At 25.3% G+C, this 22,073-nt stretch carries 23 protein-coding genes and 1 pseudogene; 21 read left to right on the top strand and 3 right to left on the bottom strand.

From position 1 onward, the window contains the following. The first annotated feature begins 4 nt into the window (after nt 1-4). From yhbY to ASHG_RS01990, 15 genes and pseudogenes are all read left to right on the top strand, one after another. Nucleotides 5-292, top strand: a complete 288-nt coding sequence (gene yhbY / locus ASHG_RS02060) for a ribosome assembly RNA-binding protein YhbY (RefSeq protein WP_040397193.1) — start codon at nt 5-7, stop codon at nt 290-292. Continuing rightward, the gene (gene nadD, locus ASHG_RS02055; RefSeq protein WP_040397192.1) at nt 292-885 is read left to right on the top strand and encodes a nicotinate (nicotinamide) nucleotide adenylyltransferase; all 594 of its coding nucleotides are present in this window, start codon (nt 292-294) and stop codon (nt 883-885) included. Before yhbY ends, nadD begins: the two co-directional genes overlap by 1 nt. Further along, a complete protein-coding gene (gene yqeK / locus ASHG_RS02050; RefSeq protein WP_040397191.1) occupies nt 878-1,438 on the top strand; it encodes a bis(5'-nucleosyl)-tetraphosphatase (symmetrical) YqeK in 561 nt (186 codons plus the stop codon). Before nadD ends, yqeK begins: the two co-directional genes overlap by 8 nt. Beyond that, the gene (gene rsfS / locus ASHG_RS02045; protein ID WP_040397190.1) at nt 1,431-1,742 is read left to right on the top strand and encodes a ribosome silencing factor; all 312 of its coding nucleotides are present in this window, start codon (nt 1,431-1,433) and stop codon (nt 1,740-1,742) included. Before yqeK ends, rsfS begins: the two co-directional genes overlap by 8 nt. 22 nt (nt 1,743-1,764) lie before the next feature. Further along, the gene (locus tag ASHG_RS02040) at nt 1,765-2,391 is read left to right on the top strand and encodes a helix-hairpin-helix domain-containing protein (RefSeq protein ID WP_040397188.1); all 627 of its coding nucleotides are present in this window, start codon (nt 1,765-1,767) and stop codon (nt 2,389-2,391) included. 9 nt (nt 2,392-2,400) lie between these two features. Beyond that, a pseudogene (locus ASHG_RS09560) lies at nt 2,401-2,804 on the top strand (RrF2 family transcriptional regulator). Nucleotides 2,805-2,817: 13 nt separating this feature from the next. Next, nucleotides 2,818-5,430, top strand: a complete 2,613-nt coding sequence (alaS, locus tag ASHG_RS02030) for an alanine--tRNA ligase (protein ID WP_040397186.1) — start codon at nt 2,818-2,820, stop codon at nt 5,428-5,430. 9 nt (nt 5,431-5,439) lie between these two features. Then, the gene (locus ASHG_RS02025) at nt 5,440-5,697 is read left to right on the top strand and encodes an IreB family regulatory phosphoprotein (protein WP_040397184.1); all 258 of its coding nucleotides are present in this window, start codon (nt 5,440-5,442) and stop codon (nt 5,695-5,697) included. Next, nucleotides 5,690-6,109 (top strand): Holliday junction resolvase RuvX, encoded by a 420-nt coding sequence (gene ruvX / locus ASHG_RS02020; RefSeq protein ID WP_040397183.1) that lies wholly within the window; start codon nt 5,690-5,692, stop codon nt 6,107-6,109. The genes ASHG_RS02025 and ruvX overlap by 8 nt, the downstream gene beginning before the upstream one ends. Further along, nucleotides 6,102-6,344: a DUF1292 domain-containing protein gene (locus ASHG_RS02015; protein ID WP_040397180.1), complete on the top strand. Its 243-nt coding sequence runs from the start codon at nt 6,102-6,104 to the stop codon at nt 6,342-6,344. Before ruvX ends, ASHG_RS02015 begins: the two co-directional genes overlap by 8 nt. After that, complete coding sequence (locus ASHG_RS02010; RefSeq protein WP_040397178.1) at nt 6,334-6,792, top strand: Fur family transcriptional regulator; 459 nt, start codon at nt 6,334-6,336, stop codon at nt 6,790-6,792. The genes ASHG_RS02015 and ASHG_RS02010 overlap by 11 nt, the downstream gene beginning before the upstream one ends. Beyond that, nucleotides 6,776-8,452: a ribonuclease J gene (locus ASHG_RS02005; RefSeq protein ID WP_040397176.1), complete on the top strand. Its 1,677-nt coding sequence runs from the start codon at nt 6,776-6,778 to the stop codon at nt 8,450-8,452. The genes ASHG_RS02010 and ASHG_RS02005 overlap by 17 nt, the downstream gene beginning before the upstream one ends. After that, nucleotides 8,442-9,083: an O-methyltransferase gene (locus ASHG_RS02000; RefSeq protein WP_040397175.1), complete on the top strand. Its 642-nt coding sequence runs from the start codon at nt 8,442-8,444 to the stop codon at nt 9,081-9,083. Before ASHG_RS02005 ends, ASHG_RS02000 begins: the two co-directional genes overlap by 11 nt. Further along, on the top strand, nt 9,067-10,296 hold the full coding sequence (locus ASHG_RS01995) for a peptidase U32 family protein (protein WP_040397174.1): 1,230 nt from the start codon (nt 9,067-9,069) through the stop codon (nt 10,294-10,296). Before ASHG_RS02000 ends, ASHG_RS01995 begins: the two co-directional genes overlap by 17 nt. A 223-nt stretch (nt 10,297-10,519) precedes the next feature. After that, complete coding sequence (locus ASHG_RS01990; RefSeq protein WP_040397173.1) at nt 10,520-11,143, top strand: class I SAM-dependent methyltransferase; 624 nt, start codon at nt 10,520-10,522, stop codon at nt 11,141-11,143. A gap of 64 nt (nt 11,144-11,207) precedes the next feature. Here ASHG_RS01990 and ASHG_RS01985 read toward each other — a convergent pair whose 3' ends face one another. Both ASHG_RS01985 and pepT read right to left on the bottom strand, forming a co-directional pair. After that, on the bottom strand, nt 11,208-11,444 hold the full coding sequence (locus tag ASHG_RS01985; RefSeq protein ID WP_040397172.1) for a hypothetical protein: 237 nt from the start codon (nt 11,442-11,444) through the stop codon (nt 11,208-11,210). A 72-nt stretch (nt 11,445-11,516) separates the two neighbouring features. Next, nucleotides 11,517-12,734, bottom strand: coding sequence for a peptidase T (gene pepT, locus ASHG_RS01980; RefSeq protein WP_040397171.1), 1,218 nt, complete (start codon nt 12,732-12,734; stop codon nt 11,517-11,519). Between the two features lie 116 nt (nt 12,735-12,850). Between pepT and dut the strand changes: the two genes are divergently transcribed. The 6 genes from dut to ASHG_RS01950 all read left to right on the top strand — a co-directional run bounded on the left by dut (nt 12,851) and on the right by ASHG_RS01950 (nt 20,558). Beyond that, the gene (dut, locus tag ASHG_RS01975; protein WP_040397170.1) at nt 12,851-13,285 is read left to right on the top strand and encodes a dUTP diphosphatase; all 435 of its coding nucleotides are present in this window, start codon (nt 12,851-12,853) and stop codon (nt 13,283-13,285) included. Beyond that, the gene (locus ASHG_RS01970) at nt 13,285-13,827 is read left to right on the top strand and encodes an oxidoreductase (RefSeq protein WP_040397169.1); all 543 of its coding nucleotides are present in this window, start codon (nt 13,285-13,287) and stop codon (nt 13,825-13,827) included. Before dut ends, ASHG_RS01970 begins: the two co-directional genes overlap by 1 nt. A gap of 97 nt (nt 13,828-13,924) precedes the next feature. After that, nucleotides 13,925-16,534 (top strand): DNA mismatch repair protein MutS, encoded by a 2,610-nt coding sequence (mutS, locus tag ASHG_RS01965; RefSeq protein WP_040397167.1) that lies wholly within the window; start codon nt 13,925-13,927, stop codon nt 16,532-16,534. Next, nucleotides 16,531-18,339: a DNA mismatch repair endonuclease MutL gene (gene mutL, locus ASHG_RS01960; RefSeq protein WP_040397165.1), complete on the top strand. Its 1,809-nt coding sequence runs from the start codon at nt 16,531-16,533 to the stop codon at nt 18,337-18,339. Before mutS ends, mutL begins: the two co-directional genes overlap by 4 nt. Continuing rightward, nucleotides 18,329-19,282, top strand: a complete 954-nt coding sequence (gene miaA / locus ASHG_RS01955; protein ID WP_051145893.1) for a tRNA (adenosine(37)-N6)-dimethylallyltransferase MiaA — start codon at nt 18,329-18,331, stop codon at nt 19,280-19,282. Before mutL ends, miaA begins: the two co-directional genes overlap by 11 nt. Next, entirely contained in the window at nt 19,272-20,558 is a 1,287-nt protein-coding gene (locus tag ASHG_RS01950; RefSeq protein WP_040397162.1) for a methionine gamma-lyase family protein, read from the top strand. Before miaA ends, ASHG_RS01950 begins: the two co-directional genes overlap by 11 nt. Before the next feature lie 5 nt (nt 20,559-20,563). Here the strand turns inward: ASHG_RS01950 and ASHG_RS01945 are convergent, their stop codons facing one another. Further along, on the bottom strand, nt 20,564-21,556 hold the full coding sequence (locus tag ASHG_RS01945; RefSeq protein ID WP_040397161.1) for a tyrosine recombinase XerC: 993 nt from the start codon (nt 21,554-21,556) through the stop codon (nt 20,564-20,566). Nucleotides 21,557-22,073 lie beyond the last annotated feature (517 nt).

The following is a 22,073-nucleotide window of genomic DNA, read 5'->3' as shown; positions in this document are numbered from 1 at the left end:
AATAATGATTACAGGAAAACAAAGATCTTATTTAAAGTCTTTAGCTCATGACTTAAAACCAATAATTAATATCGGTAAAAATTCATTAACTGATGAAGTAATTGAAGCTATTGATGAAGCTTTAGAAAAAAGAGAGTTAATTAAAATAAAGATATTAAATAATAATCTTGATGATAACAATGAGATTATTGACGAAGCAATTGAAAAACTTAATTGTGAATTTGTTTCTCATTTGGGTAATATATTTACCATTTATAGAGAAAGCAAGAACAATAAAAAAATTAATTTATAATGAAAATAGGATTATTCGGTGGCACTTTTGATCCAATCCATATAGGTCATCTTATTGTAATGGAAAATGTGATCAATACCATGAATTTGGATAAGATATATATTCTTCCAAATTCAAATCCACCTCATAAAGTACAAAACAAAAAAACTGATATAAATATAAGGATAAAAATGGTGAAAGAAGCTATAGATGATAATCATAAGATAGAAATTAACGATTATGATTACAGGAATAATAGTATTCACTACACTTATCAAACAATAGATTATTTTAAAAAAACTTATCCTGACGATAAATTTTATTTTATAATTGGTGAAGATTCTTTTTTAGATATAAAAAAACGGAAAAATTATGAACAAATATTAAAAGAAAACTTAATAGTTTTTAAAAGATATAGCGAAAAAAATTCTTCATTATTGTCAGAAATAAATAAAATAAAAAAGTATAATAAAAATATATACCTAATTGATAATATTGCTTTGGATATTTCATCAACTCTTATTAGGTCTTTAGTAAAAGATAAAAAAAGTATTAAGTATTTAGTTAATGATAAAGTTATTGAAATAATAAAGAAGGAGAACTTATATGTTTGATTTTTCTAAGTATAGAGATAAGCTAAAAAATGATATAGGTGAAAAAAGATTTAATCATGTAATAAGGGTTAAAGATATGGCATTAAAACTCAATAAAGGTATAGATGAGGAAAAAGTAGTTACAGCAGCTCTTTTACATGATTGTGCTAAGTATAACGAAAAACATTTTTTAGAAAAATATAAGAATCAATGTGATTTTTCAACAGAAATTCTTACAAACAAATCTGTTCTACATTCTTTTCTAGGACCAATAGTAGCTAAAAATGAATATGGAATAAATGATATAGAAATTTTAAATGCAATAAAATATCATACAACTGGAAGAGAAAATATGAATGACTTAGAAAAAATTATTTTTTTAGCTGATGCATGTGAAGAAAAAAGAAATTATGAAGGTGTTGAAGATTTACGAAAATTAGCTTTTAAAAATTTAGATGATGCAGTGTTATTTAGTTTGGATGGAACTATTAAGTCACTAATAGACAGAAAAATTATTATTTTTCCTCTAACAATAAAAGCTAGAAATTATTTATTAAGGAAGAAAAATGGGTAAATTAGATATAATAGTAAAAACTTTAGAAGATAAACAAGCTTTTGACATTAAAGTAATAGATTTAGAAAATAAATCGTCAGTTGCTGATTATTTTGTATTGGCAACAGGTAATTCTATAAATCAAAATAAAGCTTTGCTTGAATATATTGAAGAAAATTTAAAAAAAGAAGGATATGACATTATATCAGTCGAAGGTTTAAGAGAAGGAAACTGGATATTAATTGATTGTGGAGATATTATAGTTCATATTTTTTCATCTAATCAAAGAGAATTTTATAATATAGAAGATTTATGGGAGTCATAATTATCATAAATTGAGGTGTTTTATGGAGACTGACAAAAAAGATAAGATTATTATAGCTTTGATAATTGGAATTGTTATTATTTTGTCTAAAAATTTTGTAAATAATCAGAAAAAAGATGAACTTGTATTTGAAAATGCAAGTTCATCAATTTCTATTGAATCTAATAATACAATCACGAAAGATTTAAGTGAAAAAACAGAAAATGACTCCACTATGAAAGTACATATAAGTGGAGAAATTAAAAATTCGGGAGTCTATGATATTAAAGAAAACTATAGACTAGAAGACTTGGTTAATGATGCAGGTGGTCTAACAGAAAATGCTGATATTAATAAAATTAATTTAGCAATGAAACTAGAAGATCAAATGAAAGTAATAATTCCGAATAAAAATGATAAAGATAATAATGATCAATTACAAAATCAGTTAGTAACACCTACCGATACAAATGAAAATAAAAAGATAAATATAAATCACGCTGATAAGGATTTGCTTATGACGCTTCCAAATATTGGAGAAAAAAGAGCAGAAGCTATTATTGAATATAGACAAAAAAATAAATTTAACAAAATTGATGATATAAAAAATGTATCTGGAATTGGAGATAAATATTTTGAAGCAATGAAAGATATAATAGTAGTAGATTGAGGAGAAAATATGAAATTATCAACAAGAGGTAGGTATGGACTAAGAGCTATACATTATTTAGCAGAAAATGAAGATAATGGATATATTTCTGTTTCTGATATTTCTAATACTTTAAAATTACCTGAAAATTACTTGGAACAATTAATTAGAATATTAAAAAAAATAAATTAGTAATATCAGCAAGAGGAGCAAAGGGAGGATACCGACTTTCAAGATCTTCTGACGATATAACTGTTGGTGATGTTTTAAGAGCCTTAGAAGGAGAAATGACCTCAAGTCAATGTGTTGCTGATAGAAAAAACTGTAATAATGAAGACTGTGAAGCATACTATGTTTTTGCAAAAATAGACAATGCTATCAATAAAGCTGTTAATTCAATAACTATAAAAGATATGGTAAATGAAAAACTATAATTAGGAGAAATTTATGAGAAAACTAGGAATGAATGAATTAAGAAAAGAATATTTGAATTTCTTTGGATCAAAAAAAAATCATACGGTATTAAAATCATTTCCGCTAATACCAAAAGATGATGAATCACTACTTTTAATTAATGCTGGTATGGCACCACTTAAAAAATATTTTACTGGTGAAAAGAAGATAAAAAATAATAGAGCCACATCATCTCAAAGATGTATTAGGACTGGAGATATTGAAAGAGTTGGAATAACTGAAAGACATGGAACTTTTTTTGAAATGCTTGGAAACTTTTCTTTTGGAGATTATTTTAAAAGAGAAGCTATACATTGGGCATTTGAATTTTTGACAGAAAATCTTGAAATAAATAAAGATCTTCTATGGGTTTCAGTGTATGAAAATGATGATGAAGCTTTTAAAATCTGGAATGAAGAAATAGGAATTGATAAAGATAGAATTTTAAGATTTGGTAAAGAAGATAATTTCTGGGAACTAGAAGTTGGTCCTTGTGGTCCGGATTCAGAAATATTTATTGATAGAGGAATTGAAAAAGCAATTAATGAAAATGATAATAAACCAGGAAATGATGATTCGGATCGTTTTATGGAAGTTTGGAACTTAGTTTTTACTCAATTTAATAAAAGCATCAATAAAGAATACACACCTCTTCTTCATCCAAATATAGATACTGGAATGGGCCTTGAAAGAATGGCTATGGTGTTACAGGATAAGGATAATATTTTTGAAATAGATGTAAATCAAAATATTATTAGAGAAATAGAAAAATTATCTAATAAAAAATATAAAGAAAATAAAAAAGATGATGTTTCAATAAGAGTAATTGCAGATCATGCAAAAGCAATGACATTTATGGTGTCTGATGGAATTCAACCTTCAAATGAAAAAAGAGGTTATGTACTAAGAAGACTTATAAGAAGGGCATTTAGACATGGTAAATTATTGGGTATAGAAGGCGAATTTTTATCTTCTGTAATTAATAATGTAATAGAATCATACAAAGCAGAATATGACGAACTAGTTGATAGAAAAGATAAAATTATAAATATTATTAAAAAAGAAGAAGCTAATTTCCAAAACACCATAGATAGTGGTTTAGATATTTTGAATGATTATATTAAAGATTTGAAGGAAAATAATAAAGATACATTAAATGGAAAAGATGCATTTAAATTATATGATACTTATGGTTTTCCTTTAGACTTAACAAAAGAAATATTAACAGAAGATAATTTAAAAGTAGATACAAAAGAATTTGATATCCAAATGGAAAAGCAACGTAATCTAGCTAGAAATGCGAGAAAATCAGATTCAGGTTGGTCCTTAGAATCAATAAACATAGATGAATTTGAAAAAACAAAATTTGAAGGCTATGATAAATTTGATATAGAAGGCAATATAATTGGTTTATTTGATAATAGTAAAAAAGTTAGCTTTATAAAAGAAGGTAACAAGGGTATAGTTGTAAGTGATAAGACTTCTTTTTATGCTGAAGGTGGTGGACAAGTAGCTGACACTGGATATATTATAACTGATAAAGCAAAGGCAAAAGTTTATAATGTTCAAAAGAAAAATGAAATAATATTTCATTATGTAGAAGTACTAGATGGTGATTTAGATTTAAGTAAGGCTACTTTTAAAATAGATAAAGAAAGAAGGCTAGATATCACTAGAAACCACACAGCGACACATTTACTAGATCAAGCTTTAAGAAACATTTTAAATGAAGATGTAAAGCAAGCAGGTTCACTAGTAGATGAAGATAAGTTAAGATTTGATTTTACCTATCCAACTGCATTAAGTAAGAAACAAATCGAAGAAATTGAAAATGAGGTTAATGAGAAAATAAGACAACAACTTGATGTGACAAAAAAGGTCATGACATATAAAGAGTCTGAAAAAATTGGAGCTATAGGCTTATTTGAGGATAAATACAAAGATTTGGTTAGAGTAGTTTCAATTGATGACTACTCAAAAGAATTATGTGGTGGCTGTCATGTAAATAATTCTTCTGAAGTTTTAATCTTTAAGATAATACAAGAATCTTCTGCTGCTTCTGGTATAAGAAGAATCGAAGCTATTACAGGTAAAAAGGTTTATAAATATTTAAATGATAATATTGATTTAATTGATGAAATAAGTAGAAAAATAAAGACTAATTCAAACAATATTCTAACTAGAATAGACTCACTAAATAATGAAATTAAAAATCTTAAAGAAGAAGTACAAAAACTCAAAAACTTTAATGATAAAGATATTTATAAAAATATAGAAAATGAAGTAGAAGATATTAATGGAATACACCTTTTAGTTCATAAATTTGAAGATGAAGATCTAGACACATTAAGAAATTTTGAACAAAAAGTTAAAAGTAAATACAGTGATATAATAATTGTATTTGCTACAGTTAATAATAATAAAATAGTATTTACAACTTCAGTCTCAGACTCATTAACTAATCGTTATAATGCAGGTAATATAGTTAAAGAAATAAGTAAAATAACAGGAGGTAATGGCGGAGGAAAGAAAAATTTTGCTCAAGCTGGAGGTAAAGATTTGTCCAAATTGGATGAGGCTTTAAAAAAAGTTTATCAATTAGTATAAGGAGATATTATGTCAGATAAAAATTTCAACGAAACAATGCGATTTGATCCACAAGATGAAAAAGAAGTTGATATTAGAGAAATAATTACAAAAGTCTATAATGCTTTAGAAGACAAAGGTTATAAACCGACTAACCAAATTATAGGATATCTTATAAGTGGAGATCCTACTTATATAACTGGTCATAATAATGCTAGAAAATTAATTAGACAAGTAGATAGAGATACTATACTTGAAGAAATATTAAAATATTATATAAATGAGTAGAATTATGGGCTTAGACTTGGGTGATAAAACAATAGGTGTTGCTTTAAGTGATCCATTTTTTATCACTGCCCAAGCCTATCTGACAATAAAAAGAAAAAAAACTAGTTTAGATATTGAAAAATTATTGGAGATAGTAGAAGAAAAAGACGTTAATTTAATAGTTATTGGTTTACCAAAGAATATGAATAACACCTTAGGACCACAAGCTATGAAGGTGATTTCTTTTGTTGATTTATTAAAAAAAGAAATTGATATTGATATTAAATACCAAGATGAAAGGATGACTACTATTCAATCTGATAAAGTCTTAACAGATATGAGTGTTAGACGTGAAAATAAGAAAAAATATATAGATAAAATTGCCGCATCTTTTATTTTACAAACCTACTTAGATGGGAGAAGTAATGAATAAAATAATTTTAATGGATGAAAATAACAAAGAAGTCGAATTCAATTTAATAGATACATTCGGAGTGGATGATAAAGAATATGCTGTTTTAGAGCCCTTAGATGAGGATTTTATTGTAATATTTGAAATGATAAAAGAGAAAGACTCAATAAGCTTTAAAGCAATTGAAAATGATAGAGAGTTAGATGAAATAGCAAATATTTATGAAAATATGAAAGAAGAAAATAATGAACATTGAACAGTTAAAAAAAATATTTGAAAAAAATGGTCATAAGTTCACAAAACAAAGACAAATAATATTCAATGCTCTTAAAAATTCTAATTCAAAGCATTTAACACCTGAAGAACTTTTTTCTATAGTACATCAAGAAAATAAGCAAGTGGGTATAGCTACAGTTTATAGAACTTTAAATATTTTTGAAGATTTGGGAATTGTAAATAAACAAGAATTTACAGATTCCATAAACACATATGAGCTTATAAGTCAAGATGATGAACACCATGATCATTTGATTTGTAAAAACTGTGGAAAAATAGTTGAAGAAAAAATTTTAGATAATAATGATTTATCAAAATTATTAAAAGATAAATATAATTTTCAATTAGATTATTATTCTCTAAGAATATATGGCTTTTGCTCCGAATGTAAAGAAGATATAAGGAGTAAAAATGAGAATGCAAAATAAGTTAAAAGTTATCCCTTTGGGAGGACTTGGAGAAATAGGTAAAAACTGTACAGTTGTAGAATATAAAAATGAAATGATTATGATTGACTGTGGCTTGACATTTCCTGATCAAGATATGTTAGGAGTAGACATAGTTATTCCTGATTTTACCTATATTGAAGAAAATAAAGATAAACTAAAAGGTATTTTTATAACTCATGGTCATGAAGACCATATAGGAGCAATTGCATATCTATTAAAATTAGTAGATACAAATGTTTACTGCTCTAAGCTTACAAAAGGGTTATTAGAAAATAAATTTAAAGAACATGGTCTTAATTCAAATAGACTAAAAATGGTTAATGTTAACAATACTGTAAAAGTTGGTAATTTAAGTGCTGAATTTATTAGAGTAAGCCATTCAATTCCAGATTCATGCTCAATTGCAGTAAAATCTCCAATTGGAACTATTTTATTTACTGGTGATTTTAAAATGGACTTTACACCTATAGATGGTGAACCTACAGATATTCAAAAACTTGCTGCTTTAGGAAAAAAAGGATTATTATGTCTATTTTCTGATTCAACAAATGTTGAAATTGAAGGTAGTTCGATTAGTGAGAAAAAGGTAGGAGAAACATTTATAAATTTATTTGGACAAGCTCCAGGTAGAATTGTAGTTGCAACTTTTGCATCTAATCTTCATAGGGTTCAACAAGTAATTTATGCTGCTGAAAAATATAATAAAAAAGTAGCATTATCAGGAAGATCAATGTTAAATAATGTTAAAATTGCATCTTCATTAGGATACTTAAAAGTTAGAAGTAACACAATTATAGATATAAAAAATCTTAAAGATTATGCTGATGATCAAATAGTTATATTATCAACTGGAACACAAGGAGAACCATTATCAGCTTTAACAAGGATGGCAAATAATGAACATAAACAAGTTCATTTAAACTCTTCAGACACTGTTATTTTATCATCATCCGCAATTCCAGGTAATGAAATGTCAATCAATAATACAATCAATAATTTAACTAAAATTGGTTGTAATATAATTTATAATTCATTAGCAAAAGTTCATGCATCTGGACATGCTTGCCAAGAAGAAATTAAATTAATGCATCAATTAACTACACCAAAGTATTTTATTCCTGCTCATGGTGAACCAAGACAATTAAAAAAACACAAAGAAATTGCTATGGATATGGGAATGAATGAAGATAATATATTGGTAGGTCAAAATGGTGATGTATTTGAATTTACTAAAAAAAGCGCAAGAATTAATGGTAAGGTTCAAGCTGGTAATGTATTAGTAGACGGATCTGGTATTGGTGATGTAGGTAATATAGTTTTGAAAGATAGAAAACACTTATCAGAAGATGGACTATTAGTTGTAAGTTTAACTATTGAAAAACATACTCAAAAAGTTTTATCTAATCCAGAAATAGTTTCTAGAGGATTTATCTATGTTAAAGAAAATCAAGATTTAATTGAAAATTCTAAAGATATTGTTATTAGAACAATGAAAAAATGTCAAAAGAAAGAAATACATGCTATTAGTCAAATAAAATATCAAATAAGAGAATCACTAAAATCTTACATTTATAATCAAACTGGAAGAGATCCTATGATTTTACCTGTTCTTACAGAAGTGGAAAATAATGAATATTAATTATGAACATATAGTTAACTATTTAAACAATATCTATATAGATGAGGATTTCTTAGATTTAAAAAATTATGGAAACAGTAATAATATTCCAATAATGAAATTAGAAACTAAGGAGTTTTTAAAGCAATTGGTAATTATACAAAAACCAAAAAATATTTTAGAAATTGGAACAGCTATTGGCTATTCTTCTTTACTTTTTTCTAAATACACAGATGCCAGTATAACAACAATAGAAAAGAGCAAAAAAATGTATGAAATAGCAAAATCTAATTTTAAAAAATATAAAAAAGATATCAATATAATAAATATGGATGCAAAAAAAGCCTTGAATAATATTAATCAAGGCTTTGATTTTGTTTTTATAGATGCAAATAAGTCACAATATGAATATTATTTTAATAAAGCTTTAAGTTTATTAAATAAAAATGGAATTATAGTTTGTGATAATATCCTATTTAGAGGACAAATTACAAATGATAACATTGTAAATAAAAGAGATATAACCATAGTTAAAAATCTAAGAAAGTTTTTATCTCATATAACAAATTTAGATGATTACGTTACAAGTATAATACCTATAGGAGATGGTATTAGTATTAGTGCAAGGAGTGTAGATGAGAGACAAAGTTGAATTATTAGCACCAGCAGGTGATATGGAAAGATTAAAAACAGCAATAAAGTTTGGAGCAGATGCTGTATATATGGCAGGAAATAATTTTGGTCTAAGGAAAAATTCTAAAAATTTTGATAAGAATGAATTAAAAGAAGCTGTAGATTATGCTCACAAAAACAATGTTAGATGTCATATAACTATGAATATAGTTCCTCACGATGGGGATTTAGATGGAATTATTGATTATATTAAATATTTAGAAGAAATTGGAGTAGATGCATTAATTATTTCAGATCCAGGAATATTTAATATTGCTAAAGAAAATTCAAATATTGACCTTCATATTTCAACTCAAGCTTCTGTTACAAATTCTCATACTATAAATTTTTGGTATAATCTTGGCGCTAAAAGAGTAATTTTAGCTAGAGAATTATCACTTGAAGAGATAATAGAAATTAGAAAAAATGTTCCAAAAGATTTAGAAATCGAATGCTTTATACATGGAGCCATGTGTATTTCATATTCTGGAAGATGTCTGTTAAGTAATTATATGACAGGAAGAGATGCAAATAGGGGAGATTGTGCACATGCTTGCAGATGGAAATATTCTATTCAAGAGGAAAAAAGACCTGGAGAATATTATCCTATAGGTGAAGATGAAAATGGTACCTTTATTATGAATTCAAAAGATCTTTGTCTTATTGATGAAATTGATAAATTAATTGAGGCTAGAATTGATTCATTTAAAATTGAAGGAAGAATGAAAACTGTATTTTATGTTGCTACAGTAATAAGAAGTTATAGGCAAGCAATTGATTCTTATTATAACGGATCATTTGATGAAAAAATAGCTCAAAAATATTTAGATGAAATAAAAAAAGCTAGTCATAGACATTTTACCAAAGGGTTTTTCTATAAAAAAGCTGGCTCTGATTCACAAATTTATGAAAATTCATCATACATCAGAGGTTATGATTTTATAGCAGTTGTCTTAGATTATGATAAAGAAAACAAAGTAGCAAAGCTTGAAGAAAGAAATAAATTTATTTTAGGTGATGAAGTAGAAATTTTTGGAAATAGTCCAGAATTTATTAAATTTAAAATTGATAATATGAAAGATTCAAATGGTGGAGATATAGAGGTAGCAAATAAGGCAAAACAAATTGTTTATATCAAAATCGATCATGAGCTTAATAAAGGAGATATGATTAGACGTAAAATTAAAGAATAATTTTATATATTATATTGTAATGGAATATTTAAAATTTTTATAGATACCTTCTGATTAGGGTAATATTGCACTGATCAGAAGGTTTTTTGAGGTTTATAAAAGTATTTAACTTTTTAAAGATATAATTACAATATATATAGATATTTAATTACATTTGAATTACTTACAATATTATGTATAATAAAAATAGAATCTTATAATTACTATTTTTTAGGGGGATAAATTGTTAACTAATAAAGGTTTTGATTTTTGGTCTAAAGAGTATGATAAAAGTGTTGAAATCTCTAATAATGATGGATTATATCCTTTTGCAGGATATAATAATATACTAAATGAAATCTATAATGATATTTTAAGTAAATCATATAGTAATATTTTGGATTTAGGATTCGGTACAGGAACATTAACATCAAGGTTATATGAGTGTGGATATAAAGTTTATGGACAAGATTTTTCTAAAAAAATGTTAGAAGTTTCGAAAGAAAAAATGCCTCATGCTAAACTATATTTGGGAAATTTTTCTAATGGCTTAGTAGATCCATTATTAGAACATAAGTATGATGCAATAATTGCTACATACTCACTACATCATTTAACAAATAAGAAAAAAATTAAATTTTTGAAAGATCTACAAAAACTGTTGAATAATAAAGGATGTATATATATTGGAGATATTATATTTTCATCACGTAAAGAACACGATAAGTGCATGATAGATGCTAAAAATGAGCGGGATAAAGATGAAATATATTTCGTTGTCAATGAGTTTAAAAATTATTTTCCTAAAATGAAATTTAAAAAAATTTCTGATTGCTCAGGAATAATTACTTTAAATAATTTTATTTAAAGTAACTTATATATAAAATTATAAATAAAAAAGGCTGTAATCATTTTACAGCCTATAAATATAATTATTTATCCTTTGATGGATTTTCAGAGAAATCAGATCTTGTTCTTCTAGCTTCAGCTCCAACGTTTGAGTTTTCATCAGCTTCATCGCTAATACTTCTTAAATTTTCTTGATCTGTGTGTGCTTTTTTATCTAAAGATTCGCCACCTTCAGATTTATTATCTTCTCTAGTTTTCTTGTCGAGTTCTTTATCTCCTCTGTATTGATTTTCATTTGTGATGTTTTTTTCGTCAGACATTTTTTACTCCTTTTAATTTTAAAAATTAGAATCTATAGTTATTATACCATTTTGTATTAATTTTAACCAATTTTATTGCTTACTTATTAATTTTATAATTTCAATTATTACATCACTGGATTTTTTCATATCTTCTATCGGTATAAATTCATAGATACCATGAAAATTATAACCACCTGTAAATAAGTTTGGAGTAGGAAGTCCCATAAATGATAATTTAGAACCATCTGTTCCACCTCTTATAGGTTGAACAATAACATTTATACCTAAGTTCTCCATTGCTTTTTTAGCGTAATATACAATTTCCATTCTATCTTTTAAAATATCACCCATGTTATAATAAGTATCGCTAATTTCAACTTTTATTATATTGTTGTATTTTTTATTCAAGAAATTTACACAGTCATTAAAAAATTCTTTCTTTTTTTCAAATTTATGTCTATCAAAGTCTCTTATTATATAAGTCATTTCTGTATTTTCTATACTACCATCAATAGAGATCATATGTAAAAATCCTTCATAGCCTTCTGTATGTTCTGGTCTTTGTACTTGACCTAATAGATCATCTAACTCTTTTGCAACTGTTATAGAGTTAATCATTGTGTTTTTAGCTGTGCCAGGATGAACAGACTTCCCCTTGATAAAAATTTTTGCTTCAGCTGCATTGAATGATTCATATTCTAATTCTCCAAGTCTACCTCCATCTATAGTATAGGCGAAATCAGCATCAAAAGTCTCTACATCAAAACTATCGCAACCTGTTCCAATTTCTTCATCAGGAGTAAAAGCTATTTTTATATCTCCATGTTTAATTTGAGGATTATTTACAAAATATTCGACTGCATTCATTATTGCAGCAATTCCAGCTTTATCATCTGCTCCTAAAAGTGTATCTCCATTTGTTGTAATTAAAGTTTTACCTATTAAATCTTTTAAAACTGGAAAGTCTTCTTCTTTTATATATATATTATCTTTTAATTTTATATCTCCACCTTGATATTTTAGTATTTGGGGATTTTTAATTCCTCCTGGCATTTCTGGTGAAGTATCTACATGAGCAATAAATCCAACTTTAGGAATTTTTTTGTCTGTATTTGCTTTTAATGTAGAAAAAACAAATCCTTCGTTATTTATATTAGCTTCAAGACCAAGATTAATTAGTTCATCCTTAAGTAACATCGATAACTCAATTTGTCCTTTACTAGTCGGTTTTATAATTTTTGCTTTCTTTTCATCACTTTTGCTATCTATTGATATATATTTTAAAAATCTATTTGTTATATTTTCCATACTTTTCTCCTTTAATTTAATTATACTATTAATGTTTTATATTTATAAAAATATATTAATTTTAAATCTATAGTATAATATGATAAAATAAAGCATATAATTAGATAGGAGTGTATATGAATAAAAAAATTCTTAAAATAGAAACAGATAATATTTTACCAGAATATAAGACCAAATATTCTGCTGGAATGGATATATATTCTGCAAACGAAAATGATATAGTAATTAATCCAGGAGAAACTGCAAAAGTTGAAACAGGTTTACATATTGAAATACCTGAAGGATTTTTTGCAGCAATTTATCCTAGATCATCTACAGGTGTCAAAAGACATTTAATGCTTGCAAATTCAACTGGTATAATTGATAGTGATTACAGAGGAGAGATAAAATTATTCTTTTACAACTTTGGAAATGAAAAACAAACTATTAAAAGTGGTGAAAGACTTGCTCAAATGGTCATTCAACCTTATGAAAAAGTTGAAGTTAAAAAAGTTGATGAATTATGTGAAAGTGAAAGAGGAGAGGGCGGAATAGGTTCAACCGGAAAATAATGAGAAAAAGTAAAAATAATAATATAGTAAAATTATTTAGAAAAAATAAATATAATATTATTCTATTAGCTGTTGTAATTGTTATAAGTCTAATTTTATTCTCAAAGCTTGTTAACTATATATCTAACAGAAATTTATCTAATTATGATAATGAGATTTTTGTAATTAAAAATAATGATAGCGAGATAGATTCTTTAACGCTAAAAGATTTGCGTAAGCTAGGTTCAACAGAAAGTAATGTTACTTTTGAAAATGGAGAAGAATTTAGCATAGTTGGAATTTCAATTGAAAAAATATTAAAAAAAGAAAAAATCAATCCTAATCTTAATAATATAATAGAATTTTCAGACCAAAAAGGTAATAAAACAAACTTGAGTATGGAAACAGCATTGGAAGTGAATAGAGTTTTATTAGTTTATAAAATAAACTCAAAACCAAGTATTGAGTATAATAAAAAATTAGGAGTTTTATTTGCTCTTGATAAGCAAGACAAAGATTCTAGCAAATGGATTAAAAATATACAAACAATAAATATTAAATAGCTCATTTTTACATGAGCTATTTTTAAATATAAGTTTTTATTATAGCTAATTATGGTACAATATAAGAGTTATAAGCACTTATTAAGGATGTGATTGAATGAATCAAGAATTTAAATACGAAAAATTAACACCCATGTTAAAACATTATGTTGATATTAAAAATGATTTTAAAGACTCTTTACTTTTGTATAGGGTTGGAGATTTTTATGAAGCATTTTTTTCAGATGCCATAACTATCAGTAAATCTTTACAGCTTGCATTGACAGGTAAGGAATGTGGTCATGATAAAAGAGCTCCAATGTGTGGAGTACCTCATCATGTAATTGATACTTATATAAATAAATTAGTAAAAAATGGTTATAAGGTTGCACTTTGTGATCAAGTTGAAGATCCAAAAAAAGCAAAGGGACTTGTTAAAAGAGCTATTACAAGAGTAATAAGTCCAGGTACTGTTGTTGATTTAGAATCCTTAGATAAAAAAAATAATAATTTTTTATTATCAATTTTTGAAAATAAATTTGGACTTGGAGCTTGTTTTTCTGATATTTCTACTGGAAAATTGATAGCTTTTGAAATAAGAAGCGATTTAAGTTCTAGTGCCAATAAATTGATTAATGAAATAGAAAAAATATCTCCATCAGAAATTATAATTAATTCTAGTTTCTCTAATAAAAAAGTTTTAGAATATTTAGATCTAAACAAGGATATATTAATTAACAAAATTGATGAAACAAATAGTTATGATACTTTAAGTAAAAATGTATTAAAACATTTGGGAGATAAAAACTTTGAAAAGATTCAAAATTTAAGGATATCTCTAATTGCTATTTCAAATTTATTGGATTATGTTTATAGGTATCATAAAGAAAATTTAGCTCATTTAAATCAAATTGAAATTCTTGAAATATCATCTTTTATGCAACTTGATGCAAATACTAGGAGGAATTTAGAATTACATTCTAATATTGATAAGAAAGGAAAGGAAAATTCTTTAATCAAATTAATAGATAGAGCTGATACAGTTATGGGATCTAGACTTTTAAATGAATGGCTTGAGAGACCTTTAATTGATAAAGCAAAAATAGAAAAAAGATTAGATTTGGTAGAGTATTTTTATCAAAATACTGATATTTCAAATAAAATTTCTTTTTTCTTAGATGATATTTATGATCTTGAAAGAATAATAGGAAAAATTTCATACAAAAGAGCAAATGCAAGAGATTTTATATCCTTAAAAACTTCTTTAAGAAATATCCCTGAATTTAAGAGATTTCTTTCTAAACTAGATAATAAAGATATAGTAAGTTTTTCAAAAAATATTCCAGATGTTTCAAATATTTATGAAATTTTAGATAAGTCAATAATTAATGATCCACCTATATCAATTACAGAAGGTGGTATTATTAAAGAAGGATTTAATGATGATTTAGATAAGTTAAAAGAGTCATCATTATCGGCTGAAAAAGATTTGATAAATTACGAAAAAGATGAAAAAGAAAAAACTGGAATAAATAAATTAAAAATAAATTATAATAAAAATAATGGATATTCAATAGAAGTGACTAAGGCAAATACACACCTTGTCCCTGATTATTATATTAGAAAACAGACCTTAAAAAATCAAGAAAGATATACTACTGAAAAACTTGAAGTATTATCTAATTTAATTCTTGGATCTAGTGATAAAATTAATGAACTTGAATATAAAATTTTTGGAGAAATTCGTGACTTTATTTTAGATAATACAAAAAAACTCCAATATCTGTCTAAACTAATTTCTATTATAGATTCATTAAATTCTCTTTCAAAACTAGCTATAGAAAATAATTATACAAAACCAATAATTACCAATGATAATATTATAAAAATCAAAGAAGGTAGGCATCCTGTAATTGAGAAAAATTTAAAAGAGAATGAATTTATAGCAAATGATACTGATATAGGAGAAGATGATAATTTAATTCAAATTATTACAGGCCCAAACATGGCTGGAAAATCTACTTATATGAGACAAATGGCTATAATAATTATATTAGCTCAAATGGGATCTTTTGTTCCTTGTCAAAATGCCAGTATTTCTGTTTGTGATAAAGTATTTACAAGGATCGGAGCAAGTGATAATATTTCAAAAGGTGAATCAACATTTATGCTTGAAATGAATGAAGTTAGTAATATTTTGAAAAATTCTACAGAAAATTCCTTTATAATTTTAGATGAAGTTGGTAGGGGAACAAGCTCTGATGATGGTTTATCTATTGCTATGAGTCTGGTTGATTATTTAAGTAAGAAAAAAAGAGCAAAAACTGTTTTTGCTACACATTTTCATGAACTTACAATACTTGAAAATAAGCTTGATAATGTTGTTAATTTAAAGATTGATATTCTAGAAGAAAATAATAACTTAGTTTTTTTAAGAAAAATATCAAAAGGGAAAACTGATAGATCTTATGGAATAGAAGTAGCTAAATTGTCAGGTTTGCCAGATGAACTAATTGAAAATGCTAAAATTTTCATGGATAAATTAGACGAAGATGATAGGGTATTTAAAAATAGTACTAATATTGTTAATAATACAATTGACGATATCTATAAGATTAAGGTAGATAAGATAAAGGAAAATATTGATTCTATAAATATCAATGAGCTTACACCCCTTGAGGCTATGAATGTATTGAGTAAGCTTATTGAAAATATTAAGGAGATATGATGAAAATCATAGAATTAGATGATAAAACCATTGAACAAATTGCAGCAGGAGAGGTTATAGAGTCTCCTGTTTCTATTATTAAAGAGTTAGTAGAAAATTCAATTGATGCCAAGGCAAAAAATATAATAGTTGAAATAAAAAATGGTGGAAAATCATATATTAGGGTTACAGATGATGGGATAGGAATTGATGAAGATGATTTTGAACGTGCATTTAAAAGACATGCAACATCAAAGATAAAGGATTTTTCAGATCTATATAGGATTTTTTCTTTAGGATTTAGGGGTGAAGCCCTTTCATCAATTATATCTTGTGCCGATGTTAAAGCTGTATCTAAAACAAAAAATCAAGATATAGGAAAAAAATTAGAGTTTAAAAACGGAAAATTAGAATCTATAAATTCTATTGCTACAAACAATGGAACTAGTATAGAAGTATTTAATCTATTTTCAAATCTTCCAGTAAGAAGAAAATTTTTGGGTTCTGATATAAATGAATCAAATAAAATTTCAAAAATCATCCAGGCTTTAGCCTTAGGTTATGATAATATTTCATTTAAATTTATTAAAGATAATAGATTGGTTTTTCAAACATTAGAAAGTGATAGCTTAAAAGATAGAATATTTAAACTTATTGATGATAACCTAAAGGATAATATTATAAAAATCAGATCGAAAAACTCTTTGTATGATATTAGTGGTTATATTTCAAGTACAAATTATTATAGAGGAAACAGATCTTTTCAATATATATTTGTAAATAATAGATTGATTGAAAATAGCAATATCACTAAAACTGTTGAAAATAATTATAAATCATTAATACCAAATCAAAGATTTCCTGCATTTTTCTTATTTATTGCCACAAATACTAGTAATATTGATGTAAATATTCACCCAAATAAAAAAGAAATAAAATTCACCTATGAAGATAGTCTTTTAGAATTATTAGAGGATGATATATCTAATTTTTTATATGATAATTCTGATTTTAAAAAAGTAAAAGCACCAGAAGAAGATAAAGAAGAATTAAATTTTTATGATGATTATACTGAAGTCTTAAACTTATATAATAGGGTAAATGAAGAAAAAAACTTCTATGAACAAGAATTTCATGATGATATAAGTTATAATAATGTTGATGATGATTTTTTTGAAGTGGAAGAGTTAAATTTTATAGAAGAAAAGGATGATGAAAAGTTAGAATATAAGAATATAGAAAAAAACAAAAAAAAGCAGTTAATTAATATTAAAAATCTATTATATAAGACTAGCATCTTTAATAGATATTCTTTATTTATAAATTCTGATAAAATATTATTATTAGACCATAGAAGGGCAGATCAAAGAATAAAGTTTGATGAATTTATTGAAAATTTTAATAAAGATAAAATAAATTCTCAGCAATTATTAGAAGCTAAAATAATAAAAGTAAGTCTTGAAGAATACAATAAGTATTTAGAAAAAAAAGAAATTTTCAAGAAACTTGGTTTTGAAATAGATATTTTTTCATTTGATAAATTGATAATAAGGTCTGTGCCTATAGTTTTCGATAATCCAGAAAATCTTGAATTTTTCTATAATCTATTAGATATTGACAATTCTAATGAAACTTTATTTAAAGAAAAAATTTCTTCTTTAATAAATAAAAATACCTTTAGAAAAGGTGATAAAATTGATGAATCTGAAGCTTTAGCTACACTTAATAAGTTAAATAAATCTGAAAATCCATACAAAACATATGATGGTAAATCTACTATAATCACAATTGAGAAAAATGAATTGGAGAAATATTTTGACAGATAAGGTATTAATTATCACAGGTCCTACAGCGAGTGGTAAAAGTGATATAGCAATAAATTTAGCAAAAGAATTTAATGGAGAAATCATTTCTGCTGATAGCCAGCAAATATACAAGGAAATGGATATTGGTACAAATAAAATTAAATCAAATGAAATGTGTGGTATCAAGCATTATGGTCTAGATTTAAAATATCCTGATCAAGAATATTCAGTTAGTGAATTTAAAGACTTATCAAGAGATTTAATCAAGGATATAAATTCAAGGAATAAACTTCCTATAATTGCAGGTGGAACTGGATTTTATATAGATTCTATAATTTTTGATATGAATTATGGGACATACAAAAAAGATGAAAATTTGAGAAAAAAATTGGAAAATGAAGCAGAAATCTATGGAAATAATTATATTTATGACAAATTATTAAAAATCGATCCAGTAGCAGCAGAAAAATATCATCCGAATGAAGTTCAAAGAATAATAAGAGCAATAGAAACTTATGAATTAAGTGGCAAAAAACCTAGCCAAATAAGAAAAGGTGCAAAAGAGTTAAACAAAGAAATTAATCCCTTGCTTTTTTTTATTAACTATGAAAATAGGAAAACTCTTTACGAAAAAATTAACAAAAGAGTTGACTTAATGTTTGAATATGGATTAGAAAAGGAATTTAAGTATATAGTAGAAAAATACTCTTTGTGTGAAAATTCAAAATCTCTTCAAGCTATAGGTTATAAAGAATTTTTCCCATATATAGAAGGAAAATTTTCCAAAGAAATTTTATTAGATGAAATCAAAAAAAATACCAGACATTACGCTAAAAGGCAAATAACTTGGATGAAAAAGTACCTAAACTATGATTTCTCTTATCAAATTTACAGAGATAAGTTTTCAGATGATGAAAATTTATCATATATTAAAAAATTAACAAAGGAGAAATATGATTTATAATAAATTATATAATATAAATGAAAATATTGAAAAATATGTTGAAAAAATTGATACTGATTTAGAAGATAAGTTTAAAAATTTAGATAAAATTAGCGAATACAACCATATTAAGGTTTTAAAAGCTTTTAAAGATAATAATTTATCTAGCATTCATTTTAATTCTGCAACTGGATATGGTTATGCTGATATTGGAAGAGAAGTTGTTGAATCGATTTTCTCATCAATTTTTAAGTCGGAAGATTCTTTAGTTAGACCCAACATTGTTTCTGGTACTCATGCCATTTCTTTAGTCCTATTTTCACTATTAAATTACGGTGATAAAATATTATCAATTAATGGTGATCCTTATGATACTTTACAACAAGTTATAGGAATTGAAGGAAATAAAAAAGGAAATTTAATTTCTAAAGGAATAAAATACGATAAAATCGAATTAAAAAATGAACAAGAGTTTCAATACGATAAGATAAAAAAAATATTAAAAGATGATATAAAGCTTGTAATGCTTCAAAGATCAACCGGTTATACAAATAGAAGAGCTTTTAGTATAGAAGAAATTGAAAAAGCTATCAAAACTATTCGTGAAGTAAATGAAGATGTGATTATATTTGTAGATAATTGCTATGGGGAATTTACTGAAACTAAAGAACCTATAGAAATTGGTGCAGATATTATGGCAGGATCTCTAATAAAAAACCTTGGTGGAGGAATCGCTCTTACCGGAGGCTATATTTCTGGAAAAAAAGAATTAATAGAATATTGTTCAAATACTTTAACAGCTCCAGGTATTGGTAAAGATGAGGGATTAAGTTTTGGAACAACGAGAAATGTTTTACAAGGACTTTATTATTCAAGCAAAACCACAATTGAGTCTATAAAAGTAGCCTTGTTATTTGCCAAAGCTTTTGATATTTTAGGATTTGAAATAATTCCAAGATTGGATGATCCAAGAAGTGATATAGTTCAAGCGATTAAATTAAATTCAAGTGAAAAGTTAGAATTATTTGCGAAAGCTATTCAAGAATCTTGTAGCGTAGATAGCAATCTAACACCAATTGCAGACGATATGCCAGGATATGAAGATAAGGTAATAATGTCATCAGGTGGTTTTGTAGAAGGAGCTACTTCAGAATTATCATGCGACGGACCGCTTAGAAAACCTTATACAGTTTATCTTCAAGGTGGTTTAAATAAGTACCATGGAAAATTAGCTTTGATGAAAGTTTTAGAAAAATATATAGACAACAAAATATTAGACATAAACTCTCTTGTATAGAGAGTTTATATTTTTAAATTTGATAATGGGTTCTTATTAACAGCATTTTTTAAATCTTCATCATCCAAATGAGTATAAATTTGTGTAGTTGAAACACTTTCATGACCTAAAACATCTTTTAAAGCTCTTATGTCTACATTACCATACTTATACATTAAAGTTGCTGCTGTATGTCTTAATTTATGAGTAGAATAGACTCTTGTATCAAATCCAGCTTTTTTTAAATATTTTTCAACAGTTGATTGGACCGCTCTATTAGATATTCTATTTTTTCTGATTGAAATAAATAGAGCATCAACTTTAATTTCTTTTAAATAATTTTTTCTTATCATAATATAATTATCAATCAAATCTATACAATTTTTAGTTAGATAGATTGTTCTTTCTTTATTTCCTTTACCAACAATTGAAAAATGATCATCTTTAATATCTTTTAAATCAACACTAACAAGTTCTGAAAGTCTCATACCTGTCGTAAGAAAGGTAAAAACAATCGCTAAATCTCTATTTCTTAAAAATTCGTTTTTTTCCTCATTTATTGTATCTAATAAAAGTTCAGTTTCACTTAAAGTAAGATAAACCGGTTGTCTTTTTTGTATTTTTGGATTTCTTAATTTTTCTGTTATATTATTATCAATTATTTCGATTTCTTGATGTAAATACTTGTAAAATGACCTTAAAGCAGAAATTTTTCTAGATCTTGTAGAAGAATTATCATTTAATTCATTATCTAAGTACGATATATAAGAATACATATCTTGAATATTAATATCGTTTATAAAAGATCTGTTAAACAACTTATTGATATTAATTCTTTCATTTTTAATATCATTATTTAAATTTTCCTTATCATTAAAGTAGACTTTTCTTAAAATTTGAAAATAAACAAAATTAATAAGGTCGTATCGATACTCTCTAATAGTTTTTTCGGATAAGGCTCTTATTGATTTTAAATAAGATAGGTAATCATCTAGAATTAAAGGTGTTGTTAAATTCATAAAAAAATTCTCCTAATTGTTTTTAACTAAGAATATTTTAACACAATTCTAAACAAATATCAATTATTGCACAAAATTATTATTTTGTGCAATAATATTATTTTCCAATTTATCCCTCCCAACTAATAATCTATACAATTATTTGAATATTAAAAAAATAATTTATACTATAGTTCAAAATACCCCTTTAAATTCTCACTAAAAAATTAAGTTGTATTTTACGTTTTAAGCGAATTTATATTTTTTCTAATATATTTGTACCAGTATAATTCTAATATCATACAAAGCAATTAAATTTTTAGAAAATTACTTCATATTTGATTAAAATACTATATTTGTTTATTTTTTACTATTTATATCTTTTTATATTCTTGAAAATTTTAAGATAATTTACTTTGAATAATTCTTTTATATAAATCTATAACTTAAAAAAATATGATTAAATATAATTTTTTTTAAAAAAGTCTACTTCAAAATATTTTAATATATTTTTAATCAATATTTCCTTTAAAGTTTG

This window comes from Anaerococcus senegalensis JC48 (assembly GCF_000321005.1).
GTDB lineage: Bacteria > Bacillota > Clostridia > Tissierellales > Peptoniphilaceae > Anaerococcus > Anaerococcus senegalensis.
Note: the sequence above shows the minus strand (reverse complement) of the source record. Positions and strands in the feature narration are given on the sequence as shown.

Coding starts and splice junctions, on each gene's coding strand:
- ASHG_RS01995 (WP_040397174.1), top strand. CDS start 9,067: ATGAGAGACAAAGTTGAATTATTAGCACCAGCAGGTGATATGGAAAGA.
- ruvX (WP_040397183.1), top strand. CDS start 5,690: ATGAGTAGAATTATGGGCTTAGACTTGGGTGATAAAACAATAGGTGTT.
- mutL (WP_040397165.1), top strand. CDS start 16,531: ATGATGAAAATCATAGAATTAGATGATAAAACCATTGAACAAATTGCA.
- nadD (WP_040397192.1), top strand. CDS start 292: ATGAAAATAGGATTATTCGGTGGCACTTTTGATCCAATCCATATAGGT.
- ASHG_RS02040 (WP_040397188.1), top strand. CDS start 1,765: ATGGAGACTGACAAAAAAGATAAGATTATTATAGCTTTGATAATTGGA.
- mutS (WP_040397167.1), top strand. CDS start 13,925: ATGAATCAAGAATTTAAATACGAAAAATTAACACCCATGTTAAAACAT.
- ASHG_RS01950 (WP_040397162.1), top strand. CDS start 19,272: ATGATTTATAATAAATTATATAATATAAATGAAAATATTGAAAAATAT.
- dut (WP_040397170.1), top strand. CDS start 12,851: ATGAATAAAAAAATTCTTAAAATAGAAACAGATAATATTTTACCAGAA.
- ASHG_RS01985 (WP_040397172.1), bottom strand. CDS start 11,444: ATGTCTGACGAAAAAAACATCACAAATGAAAATCAATACAGAGGAGAT.
- ASHG_RS02025 (WP_040397184.1), top strand. CDS start 5,440: ATGTCAGATAAAAATTTCAACGAAACAATGCGATTTGATCCACAAGAT.
- alaS (WP_040397186.1), top strand. CDS start 2,818: ATGAGAAAACTAGGAATGAATGAATTAAGAAAAGAATATTTGAATTTC.
- yhbY (WP_040397193.1), top strand. CDS start 5: ATGATTACAGGAAAACAAAGATCTTATTTAAAGTCTTTAGCTCATGAC.
- rsfS (WP_040397190.1), top strand. CDS start 1,431: ATGGGTAAATTAGATATAATAGTAAAAACTTTAGAAGATAAACAAGCT.
- yqeK (WP_040397191.1), top strand. CDS start 878: ATGTTTGATTTTTCTAAGTATAGAGATAAGCTAAAAAATGATATAGGT.
- ASHG_RS02000 (WP_040397175.1), top strand. CDS start 8,442: ATGAATATTAATTATGAACATATAGTTAACTATTTAAACAATATCTAT.
- ASHG_RS01945 (WP_040397161.1), bottom strand. CDS start 21,556: ATGAATTTAACAACACCTTTAATTCTAGATGATTACCTATCTTATTTA.
- ASHG_RS02010 (WP_040397178.1), top strand. CDS start 6,334: ATGAACATTGAACAGTTAAAAAAAATATTTGAAAAAAATGGTCATAAG.
- ASHG_RS02005 (WP_040397176.1), top strand. CDS start 6,776: ATGAGAATGCAAAATAAGTTAAAAGTTATCCCTTTGGGAGGACTTGGA.
- ASHG_RS02015 (WP_040397180.1), top strand. CDS start 6,102: ATGAATAAAATAATTTTAATGGATGAAAATAACAAAGAAGTCGAATTC.
- pepT (WP_040397171.1), bottom strand. CDS start 12,734: ATGGAAAATATAACAAATAGATTTTTAAAATATATATCAATAGATAGC.
- ASHG_RS01970 (WP_040397169.1), top strand. CDS start 13,285: ATGAGAAAAAGTAAAAATAATAATATAGTAAAATTATTTAGAAAAAAT.